The 23,967-nt window shown below is 60.4% G+C and carries 24 protein-coding genes; 14 read left to right on the top strand and 10 right to left on the bottom strand.

The features are described 5' to 3' along the window. Nucleotide 1: 1 nt before the first annotated feature. Genes WDB91_RS10455 through WDB91_RS10445 form a run of 3 tightly spaced genes read right to left on the bottom strand, consistent with a single transcriptional unit; the run spans nt 2 to nt 1,890 of the window. Complete coding sequence (locus tag WDB91_RS10455; RefSeq protein WP_339112505.1) at nt 2-709, bottom strand: DNA-binding domain-containing protein; 708 nt, start codon at nt 707-709, stop codon at nt 2-4. Continuing rightward, nucleotides 706-1,539 carry a DUF692 domain-containing protein gene (locus WDB91_RS10450; RefSeq protein ID WP_339112504.1) on the bottom strand — a complete coding sequence of 278 codons (834 nt, stop codon included), beginning with the start codon at nt 1,537-1,539 and terminating at the stop codon, nt 706-708. Before WDB91_RS10450 ends, WDB91_RS10455 begins: the two co-directional genes overlap by 4 nt. Before the next feature lie 51 nt (nt 1,540-1,590). After that, nucleotides 1,591-1,890, bottom strand: a complete 300-nt coding sequence (locus WDB91_RS10445; protein ID WP_339112503.1) for a DUF2282 domain-containing protein — start codon at nt 1,888-1,890, stop codon at nt 1,591-1,593. 194 nt (nt 1,891-2,084) lie between these two features. Here WDB91_RS10445 and WDB91_RS10440 point away from each other — a divergent pair, with 194 nt between their 5' ends. Both WDB91_RS10440 and WDB91_RS10435 read left to right on the top strand, forming a co-directional pair. Beyond that, nucleotides 2,085-2,639: a sigma-70 family RNA polymerase sigma factor gene (locus WDB91_RS10440; RefSeq protein ID WP_339112502.1), complete on the top strand. Its 555-nt coding sequence runs from the start codon at nt 2,085-2,087 to the stop codon at nt 2,637-2,639. Further along, nucleotides 2,621-3,223: a DUF1109 domain-containing protein gene (locus tag WDB91_RS10435; protein ID WP_339112501.1), complete on the top strand. Its 603-nt coding sequence runs from the start codon at nt 2,621-2,623 to the stop codon at nt 3,221-3,223. The genes WDB91_RS10440 and WDB91_RS10435 overlap by 19 nt, the downstream gene beginning before the upstream one ends. An 82-nt stretch (nt 3,224-3,305) precedes the next feature. Here WDB91_RS10435 and WDB91_RS10430 read toward each other — a convergent pair whose 3' ends face one another. Further along, nucleotides 3,306-4,184 carry an aldo/keto reductase family oxidoreductase gene (locus tag WDB91_RS10430; RefSeq protein WP_339112500.1) on the bottom strand — a complete coding sequence of 293 codons (879 nt, stop codon included), beginning with the start codon at nt 4,182-4,184 and terminating at the stop codon, nt 3,306-3,308. A gap of 105 nt (nt 4,185-4,289) precedes the next feature. Between WDB91_RS10430 and WDB91_RS10425 the strand changes: the two genes are divergently transcribed. The 3 genes from WDB91_RS10425 (at nt 4,290) to WDB91_RS10415 (ending at nt 7,487) form a co-directional block, all read left to right on the top strand. Then, entirely contained in the window at nt 4,290-5,234 is a 945-nt protein-coding gene (locus WDB91_RS10425) for a LysR substrate-binding domain-containing protein (protein WP_339112499.1), read from the top strand. A gap of 213 nt (nt 5,235-5,447) precedes the next feature. Continuing rightward, a complete protein-coding gene (locus tag WDB91_RS10420) occupies nt 5,448-5,858 on the top strand; it encodes a hypothetical protein (RefSeq protein ID WP_339112498.1) in 411 nt (136 codons plus the stop codon). 495 nt (nt 5,859-6,353) lie between these two features. Then, nucleotides 6,354-7,487, top strand: coding sequence for a Hint domain-containing protein (locus tag WDB91_RS10415; protein WP_339112497.1), 1,134 nt, complete (start codon nt 6,354-6,356; stop codon nt 7,485-7,487). A gap of 110 nt (nt 7,488-7,597) precedes the next feature. Here the strand turns inward: WDB91_RS10415 and WDB91_RS10410 are convergent, their stop codons facing one another. The 3 genes from WDB91_RS10410 to WDB91_RS10400 form a co-directional block, all read right to left on the bottom strand. Further along, the gene (locus tag WDB91_RS10410) at nt 7,598-8,836 is read right to left on the bottom strand and encodes an aminopeptidase (RefSeq protein ID WP_339112496.1); all 1,239 of its coding nucleotides are present in this window, start codon (nt 8,834-8,836) and stop codon (nt 7,598-7,600) included. A gap of 111 nt (nt 8,837-8,947) precedes the next feature. After that, complete coding sequence (locus WDB91_RS10405; RefSeq protein WP_339112495.1) at nt 8,948-10,573, bottom strand: alpha-D-glucose phosphate-specific phosphoglucomutase; 1,626 nt, start codon at nt 10,571-10,573, stop codon at nt 8,948-8,950. A gap of 233 nt (nt 10,574-10,806) precedes the next feature. Further along, nucleotides 10,807-11,862, bottom strand: coding sequence for an ATP-binding protein (locus WDB91_RS10400; protein ID WP_339112494.1), 1,056 nt, complete (start codon nt 11,860-11,862; stop codon nt 10,807-10,809). Nucleotides 11,863-12,032: 170 nt separating this feature from the next. On the opposite strand from WDB91_RS10400, the gene WDB91_RS10395 reads away from it, so the two are divergent. Continuing rightward, on the top strand, nt 12,033-12,449 hold the full coding sequence (locus WDB91_RS10395) for a hypothetical protein (RefSeq protein ID WP_339112493.1): 417 nt from the start codon (nt 12,033-12,035) through the stop codon (nt 12,447-12,449). Between the two features lie 21 nt (nt 12,450-12,470). Here WDB91_RS10395 and WDB91_RS10390 read toward each other — a convergent pair whose 3' ends face one another. Then, nucleotides 12,471-12,989, bottom strand: coding sequence for a gamma carbonic anhydrase family protein (locus WDB91_RS10390; protein ID WP_339112492.1), 519 nt, complete (start codon nt 12,987-12,989; stop codon nt 12,471-12,473). After that, the gene (gmk, locus tag WDB91_RS10385; protein ID WP_339112491.1) at nt 12,986-13,624 is read right to left on the bottom strand and encodes a guanylate kinase; all 639 of its coding nucleotides are present in this window, start codon (nt 13,622-13,624) and stop codon (nt 12,986-12,988) included. Before gmk ends, WDB91_RS10390 begins: the two co-directional genes overlap by 4 nt. A 922-nt stretch (nt 13,625-14,546) precedes the next feature. On the opposite strand from gmk, the gene WDB91_RS10380 reads away from it, so the two are divergent. Next, nucleotides 14,547-15,290, top strand: coding sequence for a PAS domain-containing protein (locus tag WDB91_RS10380; RefSeq protein ID WP_339112490.1), 744 nt, complete (start codon nt 14,547-14,549; stop codon nt 15,288-15,290). 188 nt (nt 15,291-15,478) lie between these two features. Here the strand turns inward: WDB91_RS10380 and WDB91_RS10375 are convergent, their stop codons facing one another. Next, a complete protein-coding gene (locus WDB91_RS10375) occupies nt 15,479-16,852 on the bottom strand; it encodes a 3-deoxy-7-phosphoheptulonate synthase class II (protein WP_339112489.1) in 1,374 nt (457 codons plus the stop codon). A gap of 338 nt (nt 16,853-17,190) precedes the next feature. On the opposite strand from WDB91_RS10375, the gene WDB91_RS10370 reads away from it, so the two are divergent. From WDB91_RS10370 to WDB91_RS10340, 7 genes are all read left to right on the top strand, one after another. Next, on the top strand, nt 17,191-18,192 hold the full coding sequence (locus WDB91_RS10370) for a GlxA family transcriptional regulator (protein ID WP_339112488.1): 1,002 nt from the start codon (nt 17,191-17,193) through the stop codon (nt 18,190-18,192). Between the two features lie 203 nt (nt 18,193-18,395). Further along, entirely contained in the window at nt 18,396-19,580 is a 1,185-nt protein-coding gene (locus WDB91_RS10365; protein ID WP_339112487.1) for an ABC transporter substrate-binding protein, read from the top strand. A gap of 106 nt (nt 19,581-19,686) precedes the next feature. Next, the gene (locus WDB91_RS10360) at nt 19,687-20,478 is read left to right on the top strand and encodes an ABC transporter ATP-binding protein (protein WP_339112486.1); all 792 of its coding nucleotides are present in this window, start codon (nt 19,687-19,689) and stop codon (nt 20,476-20,478) included. Further along, nucleotides 20,475-21,179 carry an ABC transporter ATP-binding protein gene (locus WDB91_RS10355; protein ID WP_339112485.1) on the top strand — a complete coding sequence of 235 codons (705 nt, stop codon included), beginning with the start codon at nt 20,475-20,477 and terminating at the stop codon, nt 21,177-21,179. The genes WDB91_RS10360 and WDB91_RS10355 overlap by 4 nt, the downstream gene beginning before the upstream one ends. 3 nt (nt 21,180-21,182) lie before the next feature. Beyond that, the gene (locus tag WDB91_RS10350) at nt 21,183-21,539 is read left to right on the top strand and encodes a hypothetical protein (protein ID WP_339112484.1); all 357 of its coding nucleotides are present in this window, start codon (nt 21,183-21,185) and stop codon (nt 21,537-21,539) included. Further along, nucleotides 21,539-22,591 (top strand): branched-chain amino acid ABC transporter permease, encoded by a 1,053-nt coding sequence (locus tag WDB91_RS10345; protein ID WP_339112483.1) that lies wholly within the window; start codon nt 21,539-21,541, stop codon nt 22,589-22,591. Before WDB91_RS10350 ends, WDB91_RS10345 begins: the two co-directional genes overlap by 1 nt. Beyond that, nucleotides 22,588-23,919 (top strand): branched-chain amino acid ABC transporter permease, encoded by a 1,332-nt coding sequence (locus WDB91_RS10340; protein WP_339112482.1) that lies wholly within the window; start codon nt 22,588-22,590, stop codon nt 23,917-23,919. Before WDB91_RS10345 ends, WDB91_RS10340 begins: the two co-directional genes overlap by 4 nt. Nucleotides 23,920-23,967: the final 48 nt, after the last annotated feature.

Below are 23,967 nucleotides of genomic sequence, written 5' to 3'. Positions count from 1 at the left end.
GCTATCGGCCTCCCGTGGTCAATGCGCCTGCCCGAACGAGGCAGGAAAGGATGGCCACCGAATCGGACCGCCCCTCGAGCGCGACTTCCAGATCACGTCCCTGCGACAGGGCCGAAAATGTGGCCTTGGTCCCACGTGGAGCCTCGGCAATCAAAACATCCGCATGGGGACGCGTGATCAACACCTCTCCGGGCGCGGCGGATTTCAGATCCGGCCTGCCGGAATTTCGGGCCCATGCCGAGAGTGCCGCGCTGCGCAGGGACAGACAATGCGCAGCCGGATGCGGCACGATCCCCGCGCCAACGCTTTCGCCGAGCGTCTCCTGCGTCACGACCGCGCAATCACGCGCATGGCAGGCAAGGCGCAATGTCATCTCGATACAGGCGACCTCGGGCAGATAGGGCAGACCGACCACGGGCGCAAAGCCCTCCAGCCAGCCGGCAAAGGGGCCTCCGTAACACGCCATGACCGGATCACGGGGCGGATGGTCGCGGATGAACTCGCGCGCCATAGCCGTAAAAAACTCGTGCCCGACCAGTGCCTCGACTGCGGGAAACCCCGCCCGAAGCGCCGCGGTCAGAGCCACCGCGACATTGTTGCGATAGACCGAAAACCTGCGTGCGGCTTCGGCGGGCGGATGGTCGATGGCGAGATCCGGCATCTTGGCCTGCCCGCGCAGCCCCGCAATGAATTGTGTCTCGTGGCTCATGCCGGCACCTCATCGAGCAGCGCCTGCGCCCGCGCCGCCTCGGCCTCGAGGATGGCAAACTCCGGCACATCCTCGTCCCATTCGATCAGGACCGGCCTCGGCCCGATCCGCCCGATGACCTCGGCACAAAGCGCCCAGACCGGATCGGCGACAGCGGTGGAATGGCTATCGATCAGCAATTTCCGCCCCTCGCCGGGATCCGGCACGTGCCCTGCAAGATGGATCTCTCCCGTGCGTTCGAGCGGATAGGCCGCCAGATAGGCCTCGACACCGATGCCCACATTGACCGAGGACAGGAAGAGATTGTTCAGATCCAGAAGCATGCCGCAGCCGGTCTTCTCGGCAACGCGCGCAAGGAACTCGGGCTCGGGGATGGTGCTATCGGCAAGGCGCAGATAGCTGGTCGGATTTTCCAGAAGCATCTGCAGACCGAGCCGGTCCTGCACCTCGGACACATGATCGGCCACATGCCGAAGCGTGGCCTCGGTATAGGGCAAGGGAAGCAGGTCGCTGTAATAGGCACCCTGATGGGTAGACCATGCAAGATGTTCGGAAAACTGCGCGGGTCTGATGCGGTCAAGCAACTGCTGCAACCGGCGCAGATGCAGTCGATCGAGCGGCCCCTCGCCCCCGATCGACAATCCCACGCCATGCACCGAAATCGGAAACCGCTCCGCCAGATCCATCAGCATCGCAAGGCGGGGGCCGCCCTCGATCATGTAATTCTCGGCATGGATCTCAAGCCAGGACACAGCGCCGGGACGGGCGAGATCCTGCAGATGCTTCGGCTTGAAACCGATTCCGGCGCGGGCGGGCAAGGCTGTGGTCATGGCGCTCTCCTCGGGCTATGCGGCGCGCGGTGGATCCGCGCGCCGGACCTCTCACATTTTCGGAAGATCGCGTTCAAGCGGCGTCAGCGCGCCCATGCGCGCATGCCCGTTCGCCATGGCCGGAAGCTCCATATCGGCACAGGTGCCAGCAGGCACCAGCGTCCACGCATTGCCCTGATAATCCATCTTCGACGTTCCCGCGCAGGTGGTGCCGGGGCCTGCGGCACAGCCGTTCTGGCCTGCAAGCGCAACGCCGTAGCATTTTTCCTGTCCTGCGGCATGGGCGGGCAATGAAAGACCGGTGACGGTTGCGGCGATAATCGTGGCGAGGCCGAGAGTTGTGTTGGACATGTCTAGCTCCTGATGGGTTGACGCAGATCCTTCGTGTCTGCCTCAGGGTCTTCGGCTCCGGCCTTGCAGATGTTACAGCGATCACCGTTCTGTGATGTGAAAAGCCCGCATTAAAATTTCGCGCCAGTGCTGTAACATCCACGCATTGCCGCCCGTAGACATTCATAGAGTGGCACAAACATGGCAGGCCCCGCATGGCTCAGGCCGATTTCGAGATAGAGACATGGATGCGTGCCGGACTGGCCGGAGACCGCAGGGCCTATTCGGCCTGCCTCTCGGCGCTTGCGCCACGCATGAGGGCGATGGCGCGCACGGACCTTCCGGGTTCGCTGGCGCATCTCGTCGAGGATGTGGTGCAGGAGGCGCTTCTGGCGATCCATCTCAAACGTGGCAGTTGGGACCCCACCCGCCCGCTCCTGCCTTGGGTGCGGGTCATCGTGCGCCGCAAGGCGATCGATGTGATGCGGGCCCGCCCGAAAGGCGGGCATGAGCCGATCGAGGACCACCACGATCTGCATGGCGTGGCGGTCGATCCGCTCGAAGGACTTCTGCTGGAGCAGGCTCTGGCGCGACTGCCCGACAGGGATGCCTCGCTGGTGCGCGATCACGCATTGGGCGGGGCCGAGCCCGAGGCTCTGGCTCGCAAATTCGGGCTCAGTCCGGGGGCACTGCGCGTGGCGTTGCACCGTGCCTTGAGCCGACTGGCCGAGGCGGCAAGAAAGGACGAGGAATGGAAACCGAAAACCTGATCGCGGCGCTCAGCGCCGATACAACACCGCCCCGCTATCCGCATCTGCGGCTCCGGCTACTGGCGGGAGGCGCGGTCTCGATCGCTCTCATGGTCCTCCTGTGGGGCCCGCGTCCGGATTGGAGCGAGGCCATACGCACCCTGCCCGTATTGCTCAAACAGACGCTGCCGCTGGCCTTCGCATTGCTACTGGCGCGTCCGCTCGCGCGCCCTGTCGAGGACCGTCCCGCCTCGCTCAGAGCCCCTCTTGCCCTCATGATCCTGTGCGGACTGGTCTGGGGGGGCGCGATGATCGGGGGCGGTAATCTCTGGGGCCGGACATGGTGGATCTGCCTGCTGTCCATTCCGGCCTTGGGCCTGCCTATCGGCGGGTTTCTTTTTGTGGGCCTTCGACGCCGGATCGTCGTGGATGGCGGCAGGACGGGCTGGATTGCCGGCCTTTTTGCCGGTGCGTTGGCGGCAATGATCTATGCCATCCATTGCGATGATGACGGCCCGGCCTTCTATCTGCTTTGGTATGGTGCGGCGATCCTGCTCTGCGGTCTGGCCGGACGGATCGCCGGGCGGCAGCTCTTGCGCCTCTGAGGGTCTCGCTACTGCAGGCAATCAAGAGGGAACGACCGGAACGCCCGGCAGTCTCCTGCCGGGCGTAACCTTGTGCGATGTATCAGGCGGTCTGCCGACCGATTGCATCGAGCCGTTGCAGCGCCTCCCGTGGCAATTCCAGATCGGCTGCCGCGATATTTTCATGCAGATGCGACAATGTCTTGGTGCCCGGAATGACGAGGATATTCGGCGATCTCTGCAACAGCCATGCCAGCGCGACCTGTTGCGGCGAGGCCCCGAGGCCGGCGGCAACCGCGTCCAGCTCCCGCGATTGCAGCGGCGTGAAACCACCCAGCGGGAAGAACGGCACATAGGCAATACCCTCGGCGGCCAGCGTCTCGATCAGCGCATCATCGCTCCGGTTGGCGATGTTGTAGAGGTTCTGCACGCAGACGATCTCGGTGATCTTGCGCCCTTCTGCGACCTGTGCGGCGGTGGCGTTGCTGAGCCCGATATGCCGGATCAGACCCTGCGCCTGTAGCTCGGCCAGCACCGTGAGCGGCTCCTCGATCGAGCCTTCGGCAGGCCCCTCCGCAAACATCAGCCGCAGGTTGACGACCTCCATCGCCTCGAGACCGAGATTGTCGAGATTGTCGCGCACAGCCGCCACAAGATCATCGGGGGAGGCTGCGAGGTTCCACGAGGCATCCGCCCCGCGTCGCGCGCCCACCTTGGTCACGATGCTCAGATCCTGCGGATAGGGGTGGAGCGCCTCGCGGATAAGCTGGTTGGTGACATGCGGACCATAAAAATCCGAGGTATCGATATGGTCGATCCCTGCCTCGATCGCGGCACGCAGAACCGCGAGCGCCCCCTCGTGATCCGCGGGTGGGCCGAAGACATGCGGACCGGCCAGCTGCATGGCGCCATAGCCGAGGCGGTGGACCGTCCGCCCGCCCTTGAAGGTGAAGGTCCCGCCGAGTGTCGATGTCGTGATCATGGTACCGCCCTTTCGTAACCGGATTTCGATGTCCCTGTATATGGACGTTGGCTATTGTAAGGGAATACCCTGCTTTCCGTTCAGGCTGTCCGGATAAAGAGAACAATGCGCGATCAAAGAGATCTACGTTATTTCATAGCTGCGGCACGGCATGGCGGGTTTCGCGGCGCGGCGCGGGCGACATCGACCTCTGCCTCGAGTATCAGCGAGGCGGTCATCCGGCTTGAGGAACGGCTCGGAGTGAGGCTATTCAACCGCACCACACGGAGCGTCGCACTAACGCAGGCCGGTGAGACACTGCTGGCGCGGCTCGTCCCCGCGCTCGAGGAAGTCGATGCGGCACTCGAGGCAACCTCGGCCCTTGGTAAGGGGCCGCGCGGACTTCTACGGCTGAACGTGCCGGGGGCTGTGACCCGCACCATCCTGCCGCCCATTCTCGAGCGCTTTCTGGCGGCACATCCCGACATCACCCTCGAGTTGATCGCCAATGACGGCTTTGTCGACGTGCTGGCAAGCGGCGCGGATGCCGGTATCCGCTACGAGGAAGCCCTCTCGCAGGATATGATCGCTGTGCCCATCGGCCCGCGCAGCCAGCGCTTTGCGGCCGCGGCCGCCCCGAACTATCTCGAGCGGCGGGGGCACCCGCGGCACCCGCACGATCTGCTGTCGCATGACTGTATCCGCACCCGCTTTCCCGGAGGCGCACTCGGGATCTGGGAGTTCGAAAAGGCCGGTGGCGTCGTGAAGATCGATCCCCCGGCAAGGATGACGGTCAGCACACAGGCCGTGGATATGGCGATCTCGGCTACCGTTGCCGGTCTCGGCATCCTTATGACTTTCGACGGATGGCTGGAGCCGTTACTGGAGGATGGCCGCCTCCTGCCGGTCCTGGAAGACTGGTGGCCCACATTCTCGGGGCCGTTCCTCTACTATCCGGGCCGCCGCCACATGCCCCCGCCACTGCGCGCCTTCGTGGATTTCGTAAAGGCGGAACAGGCTGACGAGCGGGCCGAAGGTCGATCCCGGTCCCAAGGGATTGGCCCCCTATGAGCAACATACGTTGACTTCGCTCGTCGTTTATATTAAATAAACTTGTGCGATTGATCAGTAAAACTGGTCTTTATGGGGTACCTGACTGGCGCGCCCCTTTCGTTCTTACTGGCAGACAGGCTGGCGATGCTGCCGCCCGCGAAGTCTTTTCGATGATTTTGATGGTGTACACTCCTGGTCTCCCCGAGCAAGCCTGCCGCGATGGCAATGGCCATGGCGCAAACGTTTCTGGACGAGAATGTAGAGGCACTGCTCTCGAATGATTTCGAGGCTATAAGAAGGATGTGCAGCCTGCCGTTCCGTCTTGAAACGATGGACAAGAAGCGCATCCTGAGGACGACCGAGGGGCTAAAAGCCGCAAGCACCGCCTGTTACGAGAGCCTGCGTTCCCGAAATATCAGCCATATCATCCGCAGGTGCCTTGAAGCTGCGTGGTGTGATCCCGAAACGATCTGTGTTCTCTATGAAACCCGGTATGTGAGCGGTGGCCGGTTTCTTACCTATGAACCCTACCTCTCCCTCGCCACCCTGCGGCTCGAGGAAGGCCGCTGGAAGCTCAGCTCCATGCAATTTGCGAGCGATGAGGCCGAGCCGATCATCCGGCTCGTAAATCACGAGCTGTAAGCAAACCGGGCATCGCACCCGACCGGACATGCCACCTCGATGCGCGACAGGAGTTACGCGGCATCCGGTCTATTTCCGTGCGCCTCAGAGAGCGGATTACCCTTCACAGATTGGCTGAAACGAGCTGATTCGCTCCCCGTTTTGATAGAAAAATAACGCAGCAGAACCGCTATCGAAAAATTAACTAAAATAATTGCCTAATTTTTAATCGTATTCTGGATGATCGTAGTTAAGCCCTCAGAAGCTACCCAAGGTCACCTGTCAGCGGGAGAGGTTTACATTTGATTAATCAACACCCGATGACAATCTTACAGATGTAACCACCTACACTCACTCATCTGAGGATTGCATAGGCTCTTTTCCATTCCGGCTTCCGGAGCGGGAATGTCTGGCCGTGCACCCTAGCGTTTCCTTTGCGAGGCATGCCGCTTCGCGAGCTTGGTCAACTGTATCTATTGCCATTGGTAACAAGTAGTTAACCCTTGGAGTAGGCCCATGCCGACACGCACGCGTGATCTGACAAACATGCAAACCTATGAAGGCTCCCTTCTGGGTTTGAGCGACACTTTACTGGTCAGCAACCTGAAGGACAGTTCGGACGGAACGCTGACGTTCGACGATAATGATGGCGATGGGAACATCGACTGGGATGCGGGCGAAAGCGCGACCTGGGACGATGACGGCACCGCTGATGAGGCGACCTATATCGGTTCGGGCACCGTCACCTCGGCGGTTTCTCTTAACGTTCTGGGACTGAGTCTCGATATCGAACTCGGCAGTTCTGTCAATGTCACCGCATGGGAGGCGGACGGGAATACCTATCTCTATTATCCCGATGGGGATCAGGCAGAGCTGCTCGATGGGCTTGTCACCCAGCTTACAGACGCCATTTCCCCCCTTCTCCTCTCGAGCGTTCTGGACGCGCTCGGGGTCTCCAGCCTTCTTGAATATGTCGAACAGAATGCCGTTCTGACCTTCGACCTCTCGGCGGGGACCTCCGTCCAGTTTCCGGTCTGCTTTGCCGCCGGCACGCAGATCGAGACCGAAGACGGGCCCGTCGATGTCGAAACGCTCACTCCGGGCTGCCGGATCCGCACGATGGATCACGGCTACCAACCTCTCAAATGGATCGGCACACGACATCTTTCCCGCCGGAGCCTCGAGCGGAATCCCAAATTGCGCCCCATCAGGATCGAGAAGAATGCGCTGGGGCGCGGGCTACCGGAGCAGGATCTGGTCGTCTCGCCGCAGCACCGGATTCTTGTCCGGTCGAAAATCTCGCAACGGATGTTTGGACAGCTCGAAGTCCTTGTTCCCGCGAACAAACTCACCTCACTCGAGGGAGTTTCTCCTCTCGAAGATGTCGAGAGCGTCGATTATTACCATCTGCTCTTCGATCAGCATGAAATCGTCTTTTCGAACGGAGCGGCATCAGAGAGCCTCTATACCGGCCCGCAAGCCCTCAAATCCCTGTCGCCCGAGGCGTTCGAGGAGGTGCAGACCCTGTTTCCAGAGCTATGCGCCGAGGATCACAGACCGATGCCCGCACGGTTCCTGCCCGAAAAAGGCAAGGTAATGAAAAAGCTGGTGGCGCGCCATCAAAGCAACCACAAGCCACTCTACGCCTGAACGTCGGGAGAGAGCTCCAACGACATTCCGCACTATGGAAATGGCCGGAGGCGCATATGGCTCCGGCCAGATAGTGTGGCGTGCAAACACACGGTCGGGCGCCTTCGGGATCAGGCCCAGTCCCCGTTGCGGAAGATCGCGACCCGGCTGCCATCGGCGCGGATGCCATCGATATCGGTCTCCGGCCCGCCAATCATCCAGTCGACATGGATCAGCGAACTGTTCCCGCCCTTATCGGCAATCTCCTCCGGTTTCAGATCGGCACCGTTGAGGAAGCATTTCGAGTAGCATTGTCCCAAAGCGATGTGACAGGCCGCATTCTCGTCATAAAGGGTGTTGTAGAAGAGAATACCGGATTCCGAGATCGGCGAATGGAAGGGCACGAGCGCAACCTCGCCCAGAGAACAGGCGCCCTCATCGGTGGCGATCAGTTCCTTCAGGACGGCCTCGCCCTTGGTCGCGCGGGCCTCGACGGCGCGGCCATCCTTGAACACCATCTCGATATTCTCGATCAGGCTGCCTTGATGCGAAAGCGGTTTGGTTGCCCGCACCGTGCCGTTGATGCGCGTCTTATGCGGGGTGGTGAAGACTTCCTCGGTCGGGATGTTCGGATTGCAGATAATACCGTTTTGCGCGGGCGAGGCACCGCCATGCCATTCATGGTCATCGGCAAGACCCACCTCAAGATCGGTGCCCGGGCCGGTGAAATGCAGCGCAGCGAAGCGCTCCTCGTTGAGCCATTTGGATTTCTTGGCCAGAGTTGCGTTATGCTCGGCCCATGCCGTGACCGGGTCGGCACGGTCAACGCGCGAGGCGGCGAAGATCGCCTCGGCCAGCTTGGCCTGTGCCTCGTTGTCCGAGAGATCGGGGAAAATGCGCTTGGCCCATGCTACCGTCGGATAGCTGACGATGGACCAGTTGATCTCGAAATTGGAGATCTTCTCCAGTGCCGGTTTATAGGCTTTGGCATTGGCCTTACCCGCCCGCGAAACCTTAGCCGGATCACATTCGGACAGCAGCATCGGATCTTCGCCCACGATTGCCAGACGCGCCGCGCCACTAGCATAGGCTTTGGCCATCCCCTCATAGAGCCAGCCCGCAGCACTATCGAAGCTTTCATCAGACGCGAAATCGTAGCGCGCCTTCGCAATCTCGCCATCCGACAGGATGGGTGTCACGATCCCCGCACCCGCCTTATAGGCCTCGGCCACGATACGGCGCAGGAGCGGCAGCGCCTCCACAGGGGCCGTCACCACGAGATCCTGCCCTTTGCGCAGGTTCAAACCGGTTTGGACGGCCACTTTCGCCAGACGGTCAAGCGCTTCGAGATCAAAGGGTAAATCAGCCATAAGGCCCTCCTGGTCATTTCTTGGCCCCACGTTCTGCCCATCTGCAAGCAAGGTCAAGGGCATGAGAAAGGGGCGGAAGACCCGCCCCTCTCGAAACATCACTGACTAAAGTCAGGTAATCACATCGGGCTGCTGTTTGCCGGTTGTGGCAGCGATCCCGACAATCTCTTCGGTCGCTTTGATGATCGGGGCCAGCGCCTCTTGCGGATCCTCGCCCAGACCTTCGGGGCCTGCGACATAGCGCTCGAGATAGACACGAAGTGTCGCCCCTTCGGTGCCGGTGCCGGACAGACGCAGCACGACCCGCGAGCCTCCCGCAAACAGGATACGGAAGCCTTGCCCCTCGGAGACGGATTGATCGACCGGATCGGTATAGGCGAATTCATCGGCATTACCGACGACAAGCCCCTGATACTCCTTGCCCGGAAGTTCGGCGAGCCTGGAACGCAGATCCTCGAGCAACGCCTCGGCCTGCTCTTTCGGCAGCGCCTCGTAATCGTGGCGCGAATAATAGTTACGCCCGAAGCGTTTGAAGTGATCTTCCATGATCTCGCCCACCGACTGGCCGCGCGCCGCGATGATATTGAGCCACATCAGGACCGCCCAGAGGCCGTCCTTCTCGCGCACATGGTCGGAGCCGGTGCCGAAGCTTTCCTCGCCGCAGAGCGACACGCGCCCCGCATCCATCAGGTTCCCGAAGAATTTCCAGCCCGTCGGTGTTTCGAAACAGGCAAGCCCCAACGCCTCTGCCACACGGTCGACCGCCGCCGAGGTCGGCATGGAGCGCGCCACGCCCTTCAGCCCCTTGGCATAGCCGGGCACCAGTTTCGCATTGGCCGCGATAACGGCGAGGCTGTCGGAGGGAGAGACATAGGTGCCTGCACCGAGGATCATGTTGCGGTCGCCATCGCCATCGGAGGCCGCGCCGAAATCGGGGGCATTCTCGCCCATCATTTCGGCCATCAACTCATGCGCCCATGTAGGATTGGGGTCGGGATGCATTCCGCCGAAATCCTCGAGCGGCGTTTCGTGGGTGACGGTGCCCTTGGGCGCGCCCAGACGGTTCTCGAAGATCTCGACCGCATAGGGGCCGGTGATCGCGCACATCGAATCCATGCGCATCCGGAAGCCCTTGGCAAAGAGCGCCTTGAGGGCAGCGAAATCGAAAATCCCTTCCATCATATCGGCATAGGCCGCAACCGGATCGAGAACCTCGACTTCCATCTCGCCCAACATTTGCGTGCCAACGTTGCCCAGATCGATATCCTCGGCCTCGAGCTTCAGATAGGAGGTGATGTTCTTGGTGCGCTCGAAGATCGCATCGGTGATTTTCTCGGGCGCAGGACCGCCATTGGCCGCGTTATACTTGACGCCGAAATCCTCGTCGGGACCACCCGGATTATGGCTGGCCGAGAGGATCAGCCCGCCATCGGTTTCAAGCGTGCGGATCAGGTTCGAGGCCGCAGGCGTCGAGAGCCATGCCCCCATGCCTACATAGACCTTGGAGGCCCCATTAGCCGCCGCCATCTTCAGGATCGTCTGTGCAGCTTCCTTGCCGAAATAGCGCCCGTCGCCGCCCAGCACCAGAACCTTGCCGTCCACACCACCAATCGCATCAAAGGTCGACTGGATGAAATTCTCCAGAAAATGGTTCTGCATGAAAACCTTGGTTTTCTTGCGCAACCCCGACGTTCCGGGCTTCTGGCCCTCGAACGGGGTGGTCTGAATCGTGGTCATGATATCTCCTCACGGACGGTCGCTTGGCGTAATGATTTGAACAGTTTGAGGGATCTTGCAAGCCTCTGTTAAGAAATCGAGGCTCGAGTTGCCGGCCCGTCCCGTGCGTCCGTCCCGGCGCGCATCCTTTCGCACTGTTACCCGGTCCAGAAGTAACCCAACCGCGCCAGAGGTCCAGCCCGCGCGACTTTATGCAGCGAGATCATGCCCGTGATGCCGACGCATCCAGAATGTTACACCAAGGGAAGATAGACGATGAAGCGCGAGCCCACGCCTTTCTCGCTCTCGACCCTGAACCGGCCACGATGGCGCGAAACGATATGTTTGACGATGGCCAGTCCCAGTCCCGTGCCTCCCTGTTCGCGCGAGCGGTGGGTATCGACGCGGTAGAACCGCTCGGTCAGGCGGGGCAGATGGATGGCGTCGATCCCCTCTCCTTGATCCTGCACCACGACCTTCAGTGCCGCGCCGCGCAGGGCCGGTTCATGGGCCACCGTGCTCAAAGTGATGCGGACCTGTGCGTCGGGGGCCCCGTATTTGATGGCGTTCTCGATGAGATTTGAGAAAACCTGCGTCAACTGGTCGGGATCGCCCGAGACCCGTTTCGGTCCGGCCTCACCCTCGCGCAGCAAACTCACGTTGCGCGCCTCGGCCACGGGGGCAAGCGCCTGCATCGCGCCGTTGAGAACGGCCGACAGATCGACCGTCTGTGTCGGACGGCGGCGCTCCTCCGATTCTACACGGCTGAGCGAGAGAAGATCCCCCACCAGCCGATTCATCCGCGCGGCCTCGCGCTCCATGATCGATAAAAACCGCGCCCGCGCTACAGGATCATCCTTGGCCGCATGCAGGAGCGTCTCGATAAAGCCCGACAGCGCGGTGAGCGGGGTGCGCAGCTCGTGGCTGACATTGGCCACGAAATCACGCCGCTGGGCCTCGGCCTCCTCGAGCGCAGTGACATCCTCGAACACGATCAGCGCGCCCCCCTGCGGCAGTTCGCTGAGCGGATCGGCAGGCATGGGAGAGACAGTGCACATCACCGACATCTCGCGACCGCCCAGCGAAAGCCTGTCGCGCGCGCGCTCCTCGCGCCCATGCTTGAGCGCCTCGTCCAGCGCGAAATTGATGGCAGGCTTGCGGATAACGGTGACGAATGTCCGCCCCTCCAGACCATCCCCCAGCAGACTGATGGCCGAAGGGTTGGCATAGGCGATCTTCTCGTTCTGCCCGATCAGCAGGATCGGAAAGGGAATGGCGCCGAGCGCCGTTATCGTCGAAGATTTTCTCATCACCACCCCCGTTTTTCTTTTGGTAGAGTTGACCTAAATCAGAATAGCGTAAACAGTTGATGACAGTATTTTTCTCCGTTTACCATTTAGTAACCACAAGAGGTTTTAGGGGTGTGACATTCCACCCCGTGGCGAGTTAACCTGATCTCAACGAAAAGGATTGACGCAATATGATCTCTCGGAACGGATCACATATTTCTCCATCAGAGCTTGGTGCCAAATCCGCCGAACTGGCGGATCGGCGCATCCTTGTGATCGAACCGTCGATGGAACTGCCGCATGCGTTGCGCGGAGTGACCGGTGCGGCCGTTACCATCGCCCGACTGGCCACCATCGACCATGCACTGATCGAAAGGACCGCACCCGATCTCGTGCTCTCGCCACTTCTGTCGGAGGCGTTCGATATTCTGGATCTCGCCCATGTGCTGCTCAAACATGGATATACCGGACCGTTGCGGGCCTATTGCCTGCCGCTGCCCAATGCCGATCTGATCAAACAGGAAGTGCGCCAGATCTGGCCCGAGCGCGATTTCGATATTTTCGAGATACCGGGGCTGGCCCCGTCGCCAAACATGCCCCGCCGCTGAGCGTCGGGGCCAAAGCGGCGTTCAGATACGCTTAAGACCGGTGCGATATCTCTCGGCATTCGCGCGGTAGCGTGCAGCCCCCTTGGCCAGCATGGCGTGATCCGCCTCGTTCAGCTCCCGCATGATTTTTGCGGGCGCGCCAAGCACCAGAGAATTATCGGGGATGACCTTCCCTTCGGTCACAAGAGCGCCTGCGCCGATCAGACATCCCCGCCCAATCTTGGCACCGTTCATCACCATCGCGCCCATACCAATCAATGTGCCTGCGCCAATCTCACAGCCATGCAGCAGCGCCCGATGGCCAATGGTGCAATCGGGGCCAACGACCAGCGGGAAGCCCATATCGGTATGCATCACTACGCTTTCCTGCACATTCGATCCGGCACCGATGAAGATCTCTTCATTATCGCCGCGCAGGGTCGCGCCAAACCAGACCGACGCCCCCTCCTCGAGCACCACGCGTCCGATCAGATTGGCATCCTCGGCCACCCATACGTTGTCCGCGATGCGCGGACGGAATCCATCAAGCTCGTAGATCATCGTGCCTCGAACTCCTCATCAAGTCCGCGGATGAACGCACTGAGCCCGGGTTGGCGGTCGCGGCGTGCGCGCTCGGCCATCAGGATGGTCTTCAGCTCTGCCTCCGCCACATCCAGATCGCGATTCACAAGAACATAGTCATATTCCGCCCAATGGCTGATCTCGGACATGGATTTCTCCATGCGGCCCGCAATCACCTCGTCACTATCTTGCGCGCGCGAACGTAAGCGGCTCTCAAGCTCGGCAATCGAGGGCGGCAGGATGAAGATGGATACGACATCCTTGCCGAGCGCAGAATTGCGGATCTGCTGTCCGCCCTGCCAGTCGATATCGAACAGCGTATCGCGGCCCGCACTCATGGCCGCCTCGACCGGCGCTTTCGGCGTGCCGTAGGAGTTGCCGAAGACTTTCGCATGTTCGAGCATTTCGTCGGCCTCGACCATCCGGTCGAATTCCTCATGGGTCTTGAAGAAATACTCGACTCCTTCGGTCTCGCCGGGACGCGGCGCACGGGTGGTGGCCGAGACGCTGAAACTGAGCGTCGGGTCCCAAGTCATCAACCGCCGCGCAAGCGTCGATTTTCCGGCCCCCGAGGGCGACGAAAGAATAATCAAGATACCACGCCGATCGGCCATAGGCTCCCCACTCCATATATCAGGTCTTGTCTCGTTGCCTCGATAGCGCCCCGAGGGCCGCAATCACAGGCTTTAGCGCCCGCGAGCTGGCCTGCGCCTAACATTTTTATGACCGGAAAGTCGAGAGAACGCGATTCTGGCCGCAGGAGAGCCCTCAGGCGCTGCAAGATCACGCCTGATCGGCGCGCATGCCCAAATGGAAATCAGAAAAACTTCGGGCAAAGTCCTCCGATTCTCCGACCGAATTTATTAAATCTTTCACTTCTACCGCCGGAAGCCGGTCATTTTTCGCTACCTTGAATCGGGACAATGACCAAATGTCTTAACAAAACATTACGACGCCCTCGAAATATAGCTCGTTTTCTCCCGAAGGATTAACCATAACTCCTTGGCCTGTTTACCAAAATTCCACCCTTCCCGAACGGGGCATCCGATGCCTGAAAAGTTAACCTAAAACTGGTCAGGTATTTTGTTCAAATCCTCCTAAAGCTGTAACGATAGATCTCGCGCACATCTATAGAGAGACCATCATAATCTATATATTACAACATGTTAGAATAGTATTCTCCCTAGGGGTGAACGGACCGGCACGCGCCTGTGAGACAGGAAATCGGGCGCATCTTCCCAGCAATCCTGTCGAAATCGCTGCCGTTTCATGGAGAAATCGGGTGCCTGCATTAAGCACTTAACCAGCCCTGAAACCTGGTGTAGCTTTCCCTTGGTAAGGCGCGGTTCTGACAGGTGGCATTTTAACCATTTTATCAGTTCATGCTCCATTTTCCGGTGAAATCGCGTATTAAGAGTTCAGTAAGCAATTCGATCCCGTGGCCTGCGAAACGGCCCATTCCGCAAAATGCGAGGGGATAAACTCAAACTGGCAGGCAGGCGCCGCGCGCCGCCGCAGATCGCAGGAACGATGACGATGGAAAACGATACGAAGGTAGTGCACATGGATCTCTCGGCTGGCAAAGGGCGTCAGGTCGCCTCCGAGCTTCGCGCCTATTGGGAAGCGCTGCGTATGGGGCGCACCGTTCCGGCGCGTTCCGATATCGATCCGCGCGGCATCGAACGTGCGCTCGAATATGCCTTCATCATCGAACGGGTCGCACCGGGCATGGGCCGCTTCCGTCTGGCCGGTATGCATCTTAATGATCTGATGGGAATGGAAGTGCGCGGCATGCCAATGACCGCCATGTTCGAACCTGCTGGCCGCAAGAAGATCGCCGAAGCCACCGAAGCCTGCTTTACCGGCCCCGCGATTGCCGAACTTGATCTCATTGCGGATGACGGCATCGGCCGCCCTGCCCTGAAGGCCAAGCTTCTGCTGCTACCGCTGAAATCCGATCTTGGGGATATCAACCGCGCGCTTGGCTGCCTTGTGGCAGAAGGCGACAGCATCGGCCGCACCCCGCGCCGCTTCACTGTGGTCGATGCGCGCATTACCCAGATCGAACAGGGCAAACCGACCCCCGCCGAGCTGCCGCAACCCGCGCGCCCCGAGCTGGCAGGCTTCGCCGAACATGCGCCCCGCTTCGGTCACGCGCCGCGCAAGCCCGGCGTGCCGAACTCGGTGATCCCGCAGGCCCCGCGCGCCGATGCTCCGGCAGCGCCGACCACCCCCGAGGCGCGTCGCGCCATGTTCCGTGTGGTTACGAATAACGACTGATACCCGGGGTGGCGCCCCTTGCGGTCTCGCTAAAGCGCCTGGTCACTCAGATATCTTCAGAATGAAGCGAAGCCCTGACGCAGAATGCGGAGGGGCTTCGACCATTTGGGGCCAGCGGTTTTGCACGGCGCATGGAAAAGGGGGCCAGAGCCCCCCTTCCCGGTCTCGATATACGGCGCAAACAACAATCAGAGATTGCTGACGGCGCGTTGCTGGCTGCGGCGGTTCTGCAGCTCTTCCGCCACAAGGAAGGCCAGCTCCAGCGCTTGGTTCGCGTTGAGACGCGGATCGCAGGCGGTATGGTAGCGGCTCGACAGATCCTCGTCCGACACCGCGCGCAAACCGCCGGTGCATTCGGTCACATCCTTGCCGGTCATCTCGAAATGCACACCGCCCGGGATCGTGCCCTCCGCATTATGAACGGCAAAGAACTCGCGCACCTCCTGCAGCACCGATTCAAACGGACGTGTCTTGTAGCCACTCGCCGATTTGATGGTATTGCCGTGCATCGGGTCACAGGACCAGAGCACATTGGCGCCCTCTTCTTGCACCGCACGCACGAGACGCGGCAGATGCTCGCCCACCTTGCCCGCGCCAAAACGCGCGATCAGCGTGAGACGACCGGCCTCGTTATGCGGGTTAAGTTTGGCCATCAGCACCTTGAGATCTTCGACCGTGGTCGAGGGACCGCATTTCAGCCCGATCGGGTTCTGGACCCCCTGACAGAAGGCAACATGTGCGCCATCCGGCTGACGGGTGCGGTCGCCGATCCAGATCATATGACCCGAGCCCGCCACCGGCAGGCCGGTCGTGGTATCGGTCCGGCACAAGGCTTCTTCATATTCCAGCAGCAGCGCCTCGTGCGAGGTGTAGAAATCGACCGCTTTCAGCTCGGGCGCGGTTTCGGAGGTCACGCCAGCGGCGGCCATGAAATCCATCGCCTCGGTGATCCGGTCAGCCAGAACGCGGTATTTCGCGGCTTTTTCCTCATCGGTGAAGCTGGTGATCCAGCCATGCACACGATGGATATCGGCATAACCACCGGTCGAGAAAGCCCGCAAAAGGTTAAGCGAGGCGGCCGCTTGCGTATAGGCCTGAAGCATCCGGTTCGGATCGGGCACGCGTGCGGCCTCGGTGAAATCGAACCCGTTGATGATATCGCCGCGATAGCTCGGCAGTTCGACCCCGTCGAGCGTCTCGGTTGGGGCAGAACGCGGCTTGGCAAACTGGCCAGCCATACGCCCGACCTTGACCACCGGAACCTTCGCCCCCCAAGTCAGGACGATGGCCATCTGCAACATGACCTTGAATGTGTCACGGATATTGTCTGCGCCGAATTCGGCAAAACTTTCCGCGCAATCCCCGCCCTGCAGCAGGAAGGCCTCGCCACGCGAGGCCCGTGCCAACTCGTCACGCAGACGACGTGCCTCGCCCGCAAAAACCAGAGGAGGCATCCGCGACAGTGACTGTTCGACAGCGTTTAACGCCGCGGCGTCGGGATAGTCGGGCATCTGCACCCGCGGTTTCGCGCGCCAGTCCGACTTTTTCCAACTCTGAGCCATCAGTTCCTCCATTCAGGCGTCGTAATTCAGGGCCGCTTTATAGGCCGGACAGCGCTAACAACAAACAGATTTTATCCTGCTGCACAAAGTTTAGGCTGTGATAACAAAAACGGCACCTTGCTGCCGATTTGCTACGCGCTAACACCGAGCTTTCTCTTGCGGCCTCCGGCTATCGGTGATTGGGTCGGAGGCCATCAAAGATTGATGTGTGTGAGATGCGCAAAACCACCCCGAAAAGACTTACGGCCCGGCCCGCCCCCTCCTATGGCTCCCAGCGCCTTCCTGTGCAAATCCGCGCGAAGCGGGTGGTTTTTCTGTTGCTTGACCGTTTTACGCTCATGGCATTCACCAGCGCGCTCGAGCCGCTGCGTCTGGCAAACCAGATCTCCGGCCAGCCGCTCTATGAATGGGTGCTTGCCTCCGAGAGCGGCACGACGGTGCAAAGCTCGAGCCGCGTCGAGATCAATGTCCATATGGGACTGACCGAATTGCAGCGCGAGGATACCATCATCGTCTGTGGCGGGATCGATGTGATCGAGGCCACCACGAAACCGGTGATCAGCTGGCTCCGGCGCGAGGCACGCAAGGGCGGCGTCGTCGGCGGGCTCTGCACCGGCGCGTGGGCGCTGGCCGAAGCGGGCCTCCTTGATGAACGCCGCGCCACCATCCACTGGGAAAACCACGACGCCTTCATCGAGGAATTCGACGAGGTAGACCTGGCCAAGTCCGTTTATGTGATCGATGGCAACCGGATGAGTTCGGCCGGCGGGACTGCGGCGCTCGATCTCATGCTGCGGATCGTGGCGCGCGATCATGGCGAGGCACTTGCCAACACGGTTGCAGATCAGCTGATATATACTTCTATCCGAACGGAAAAAGACAGTCAGCGGCTCTCCATTCCAACGCGCATCGGGGTCCGTCATCCCAAGCTTGCGCAGGTGATCGGGCGGATGGAAGCGAATATCGAGGAGCCGATCTCGCCTGCCAAACTGGCCACTGAAGTCGGCATGTCCACGCGGCAGCTGGAACGCCTGTTCCGCCGGTATCTCGACCGGAGCCCGAAGCGTTACTATATGGAGTTGCGGCTACAGAAGGCCCGTGCGCTCCTGATGCAGACCGAAATGTCTGTGATCAATGTGGCGCTGGCCTGCGGGTTCGCCTCGCCCTCGCATTTCTCGAAATGCTACCGTGCCCATTACCAGACTACGCCGTACCGCGAACGCGGTGCCTCCGGTGGCGCCCCGCTGGAGGCGATGCCCGACGAAGAAATGGCAATGGTCGAGGAACTGCCCATCGATATGGACTGGGAATTCGATGCCGAACCGGAAGATGAGAAATAAGATAAATATCGACCTTTAGAGCACTAATATTTAAAGTTTTTTTCTGTTTAATAAAAGCCAGCCCGATGTCATTTGCCCGTTTTTAATGCAACCATTTAAAGATGTGAATATTCACCCATAAAGGCCAAAACTCGCGCTTCCCTTCGGCAGACTTCCCTTTTAACCTGATGATCAAATTAGAACACGTTCAGGGGAGAACTCTAATGCGCAACCTTCTTCTGGTATCGACGGCAATCGCCATGACCGGCACCGCCGCGCTTGCCGATGACGTCAAAATCGGCGTCCTTCTCGGCTTCACCGGCCCGCTTGAATCGCTCGCGCCCGGCATGGCCTCGGGGGCCGAGCTGGCGATGAAGGAAGTCAGCGATAGCGGAAAATTCATGGATGGCTCGACCGTTACACCGGTGCGCGGCGATTCGACCTGTATCGATGCCGGCGCGGCCACCTCTGCCGCCGAACGCCTGATCACCGCCGAGGGCGTGAAGGGGATCTTCGGGGCGATGTGCTCGGGCGCAACCACCGCCGTGCTGCAAAACGTCGCGATGGCCAACGGAATCGTCATGATCTCGCCCTCGGCCACCTCGCCTGCGCTCTCCACCATGGATGATGACGGGCTGTTCTTCCGCACCGCGCCGTCCGATGCACGGCAGGGCGATGTCATGGCCGACATCATTCTCGAGCATGACATCAAATCCGTCGCGCTGACCTATACCAACAATGACTATGGCAAAGGTCTGGCCGATAGCTTCCAGAAGGCCTTCGAGGAGAAAGGCGGCACCGTCACCATTTCGGCAGCACATGAGGATGGCAAAGGCGATTATTCTGCCGAAGTCGGCGCGCTTGCCTCGGCTGGTGGCGATGCACTTGTCGTGGCCGGCTATGTCGATCAGGGCGGATCGGGTATCCTTCGCGGCGCACTGGATGCAGGTGCCTTCGACACATTCGTGCTCCCCGATGGGATGGTGGCCTCCGCACTCGAACAGAATTTCGGCGACGAGCTTGATGACTCCTTCGGCCAGATCCCGTCCTCGGAAGGCGAGGGCAAGGACAAGTTCCTCGAGATGGCCACGGCTGCGGGCTTTGACGGCAATCAGGTCTATTCCGGCGAATCCTACGATGCGGCAGCTCTAATCATGCTGGCTATGGCCGAAGCGAAATCGACCGATCCGAGCATCTATAAAGAAAAGATCATGGGCATCGCCAATGGTCCGGGCGAGAAGATCCTTCCCGGCCAGCTGGGTCACGCGCTTGATCTGATCGCCGAAGGCAAGGCCATCGATTATGATGGTGCCTCCTCGGTGAACTTCATCAACGGCGGCGAATCTGCGGGCACTTTCCGCGAGGTCGAAATCAAGGACGGCAAAATCGAGACGGTCAAATACCGCTAAGCCTGCCGACATCCAACGAACAGCCCGGAGCAGGATTCCGGGCTGTTTTCCGTCGCACCCGGATCAGGGGAAATAGGTCCGGTGCGAGCAACAAACGGGATAAAAAATGATAAGGGTTGAAAACCTGAAGAAAAGCTTCGGCGGTTTCCATGCTGTCGATGGCGTGTCGCTCGAGATTGCGAAAGGGTCGATCACCGGCCTGATCGGGCCTAATGGTGCCGGAAAATCCACACTGTTCAATGTGATCGCCGGTGTTCATAAGCCAACATCCGGGCAGGTCTTCCTGGACGGGCAAGAGATTACTGGTCTCTCGCCCGATGCATTGTTCCACAAGGGCTTGCTGCGGACATTTCAGATTGCACATGAATTCCCGTCGCTCACCGTGCGCGAGAACCTCATGATGGTGCCCGCGGACCAGAGCGGCGAGACCCTTTTCTCGGCACTCTTCCAGCGCAAGCGTATCCGAGAAGAAGAAGCCGAGCTGCGCCGCCGTGCTGATGAAGTGCTCGACTTCCTGACGATCAGCCACGTGGCAGATGAGAAGGCCGGCAACCTCTCGGGCGGGCAGAAGAAATTGCTCGAACTTGGTCGCACGATGATGGTCGATGCCAAGATCGTCTTCCTCGACGAGGTGGGCGCCGGTGTAAACCGCACCCTTCTCAACACGATCGGAGATGCCATTGTGCGCCTCAATAAAGAACGCGGCTACACCTTCTGCGTCATCGAGCATGATATGGATTTCATCGGTCGGCTCTGTGATCCGGTGATCGTAATGGCTGAGGGCAAAATGCTGGCCACCGGTGCGCCCGATACGATCATGCAAAACGAGGCGGTCATCGAGGCCTATCTGGGCACCGGCCTGAAGAACAAAGCGGCTGCGGCCACGGAGGCACAATGAGCTTTCTCTCTGCATCCGAGATGACCGGCGGCTATGGCAAGGCAGATATTCTGCATGGCTGCACACTGAACGTCGAGAAAGGCCAGATCGCCGTGATCGTGGGCCCCAATGGGGCCGGAAAATCGACCGCGATGAAGGCGGTCTTTGGCATGCTGCCCCTGCGTGGCGGCACTGTCACGCTTGATGGCGACGATATCACCAGCCTCACCCCGCAAGACCGCGTAGGCCGTGGTATGGGATTCGTGCCGCAGGTCAATAACGTCTTCCCGACGATGAGTGTCGAGGAAAATCTCGAGATGGGGGCCTTTACCCGCCGCGATGATTTCCGCCAGACCATCGAACAGATCTATGATCTTTTCCCGATCCTGCGCGAAAAACGCCGCCAGAATGCGGGCGAGTTGTCGGGCGGACAACGCCAGCAGGTGGCCGTGGGCCGCGCGCTGATGACAAAGCCCAAGCTCCTGATGCTCGATGAGCCCACGGCGGGCGTCAGCCCCATCGTGATGGACGAGCTGTTCGACCGCATCATCGATGTGGCCCGCACGGGTATCTCGATCCTGATGGTCGAGCAGAATGCCCGCCAAGCCCTTGAAATCGCCGATATCGGCTATGTCCTGGTGCAAGGTGCCAATGCCTATACCGATACCGGCCCGGCACTTCTGGCAGATCCCGAGGTCCGCCGCACCTTCTTGGGGGGCTGAGCGATGAAACGACTTATTGCTCTCGGTTTGGCCCTGAGCGCCGGCGCAGCACAGGCCGAAGGACGCCACGATACGGTGCTGATCTGCACATTCGACGACCTCCAGATCACTATCCGCCAAGACGGCGGTGAGGGGTTCGAATGGCTCGATACCCAGCGCTTCCCGCAGCCGGTCACGGCCCGCATTTCGCGCAGCGAGGACCGGATCACCGTCGCGCCCATCGGCGTCATGGATCTCGAGGCCACCATCACAATCGAGGCGCGCGACAAGGTCGCCCCCGATACGGCGGCCACCTATCACGTGTCCGGCATGGGCCTGCCCGCCGAGACATTGCACGGAACTTGTGAGGAACCGGTTTAATGGAAGCCCTCAACGCATTTATCGCGCTTGCGAATTACGTCATCATACCTGCGCTGTCCTATGGCTCGCAACTGGCGCTCGGCGCGCTCGGGGTGACGCTTGTCTACTCGATCCTACGCTTCTCGAATTTCGCCCATGGTGACATGATGGCCTTCGGGACCGGTGTCACCATTCTCGTCACATGGTTGTTGCAGGATGGCGGAATCGGTCTCGGGCCGCTGCCGACCGCCCTTCTGGCCCTGCCGATCGGGATCATCGTGACCGCAGCTCTGGCGCTGGCCACGGACCGCGTCGTCTATGCCCATTACCGCAAGATCCGTGCGACGCCGGTCGTGATGGTGATGGTCTCCGTCGGTGTGATGTTCGTCATGAACGCGCTGACGCGGATCATGATCTCGGTCCTGTCGGTGCCCGTGCTCGGGGCCAAGGACGCCGTCTCCGGTGTGGACGAGATCCGCTTTGCCGACGGCGAGAGGTTCCTGATCTCGGCCCGCCAGTTCAAGGATCTCACGGGGCTTGCCGAGCCTCTGGCCGTCCGCGCAAGCTCGGTGATCACCTTCGTGACGGCTCTCATCGTCATGGTGGCACTGTTTTGGTTCCTCAACCGCACCCGCGCCGGTAAATCCATGCGGGCCTTCTCCGATAACGAGGATCTGGCGCTTCTGTCGGGCATTGACCCCAAGCGCGTCGTCATGATCACATGGATCATCACCGCAGCGCTGGCCACGATTGCGGGCACGCTCTACGGGCTTGATAAATCCTTCAAGGCGTTCAACTACTTCCAGCTCCTTCTCCCTATTTTCGCGGCCACCATTCTTGGCGGCATCGGTAATCCGATGGGGGCGATCGTCGGCGGCTATATCATCGCCTTCTCCGAGATCGGCGTGACCTATGCGTGGAAGAAGGTCGCCACATACCTGATCCCCGGCTGGGAACCGAGCGGCCTGCTGCAACTCCTCTCGACGGATTATAAATTCGCCGTCAGTTTCACCATCCTGATCGCGGTGCTGATCTTCCGCCCGACCGGCCTATTCAAGGGGAAATCGATATGAGTTCTCGTCAAGCAGAGAGCGCAGCCGGCGGCGCGCTCCGCACACCCCTCCTGTTTGTGGCGCTTCTCGTCCTGTTCGGCATCGAAGCCGCCACCTCGGGCTGGAACGCGGCACTCGTCATCCTGAATATGGGGGTGATCAGCGCGATCATGGCGCTCGGGCTGAACCTGCAATGGGGCTATGCGGGGCTGTTCAATGCCGGAACCATGGGCTTCATCGCCTTGGGCGGGCTTGCACCTGTGCTGATCTCGATGCCCGCCACCCAAGGCGCGATGGGCGCAGGCGGCTGGCGAGTGCTGCTGGCGCTGGCCATCGCCGTGGCCGTTCTGGCCCTCTCGGTCCAGACCTGGAAGCAGCTTCGCAAAGGCGTGCGGGGGCTTGCGACAATCATCGTTCTAATCGTAGGCTTCTTCGTGTTCCGCGCCATATTCGATCCCGCCGTCCGCGCGGTCGAGGCGATCAACCCTTCGGCACAGGGCTATCTGGGCGGGCTCGGACTGCCGGTGCTTATGGCATGGCCTGTAGGCGCGCTTCTGGCCGCCATCGCCGCCTGGGCCATCGGAAAGGCTGCGCTGGGGCTGCGCTCGGACTATCTGGCCATCGCGACCCTTGGGATCGCCGAGATCATCGTCGCTGTCCTGAAAAACGAAAACTGGCTCGACCGAGGCGTGATGAATGTGAACGGTATCCCGCGTCCCTTCTTCATCCCGCGGGAGATCGACTTGCAGGCCTCGGCTGATTTCGTTGCACGGGCGGCAGATTTCGGGATGGATCCGGTTTTGGCCTCGACGATTTTCGTCAAGCTCCTCTATCTCGCACTCTTCGCAGTGGTGCTGATCATCTTTGTCGCTGGCACACAGCTCGCGCTCCATTCCCCTTGGGGGCGCATGATGCGCGCCATCCGCGAGAACGAGGTCGCCGCCAGCGCGATGGGCAAGAACGTAACCAAACGCCATCTGCAGATTTTCATCATCGGCTCGGCGATCTGCGGCTTTGCCGGTGCGATGATGGTGACGCTCGATGGCCAGCTGACGCCCGCCACCTACAACCCGCTGCGCTTCACCTTCCTCATCATGGTGATGGTGATCCTCGGCGGCTCCGGGAACAACTGGGGCGCCGTGCTGGGGGGGATCCTAGTCTGGTATCTCTGGATCAAGGCGGAAGCCTGGGGGCCGGAGCTGCTTCAACTCCTGACCTCGGGAATGGAGCCTGGCGCATTGAAGGACCATCTTCTCGAGTCAGCGGCGCAGATGCGGTATCTGGCTATGGGGCTTGTCCTGCTTGTGGTCTTACGCTTCGCCCCGAGAGGCCTTCTGCCGGAGCGCTAAACGCACAAAACCCCACCTATCCCAAATGGATAGGTGGGGTTTTCCGTA

It is taken from the genome of Thioclava sp. GXIMD2076, from assembly GCF_037949795.1.
GTDB lineage: Bacteria > Pseudomonadota > Alphaproteobacteria > Rhodobacterales > Rhodobacteraceae > Thioclava > Thioclava kandeliae.
Note: the sequence above shows the minus strand (reverse complement) of the source record. Positions and strands in the feature narration are given on the sequence as shown.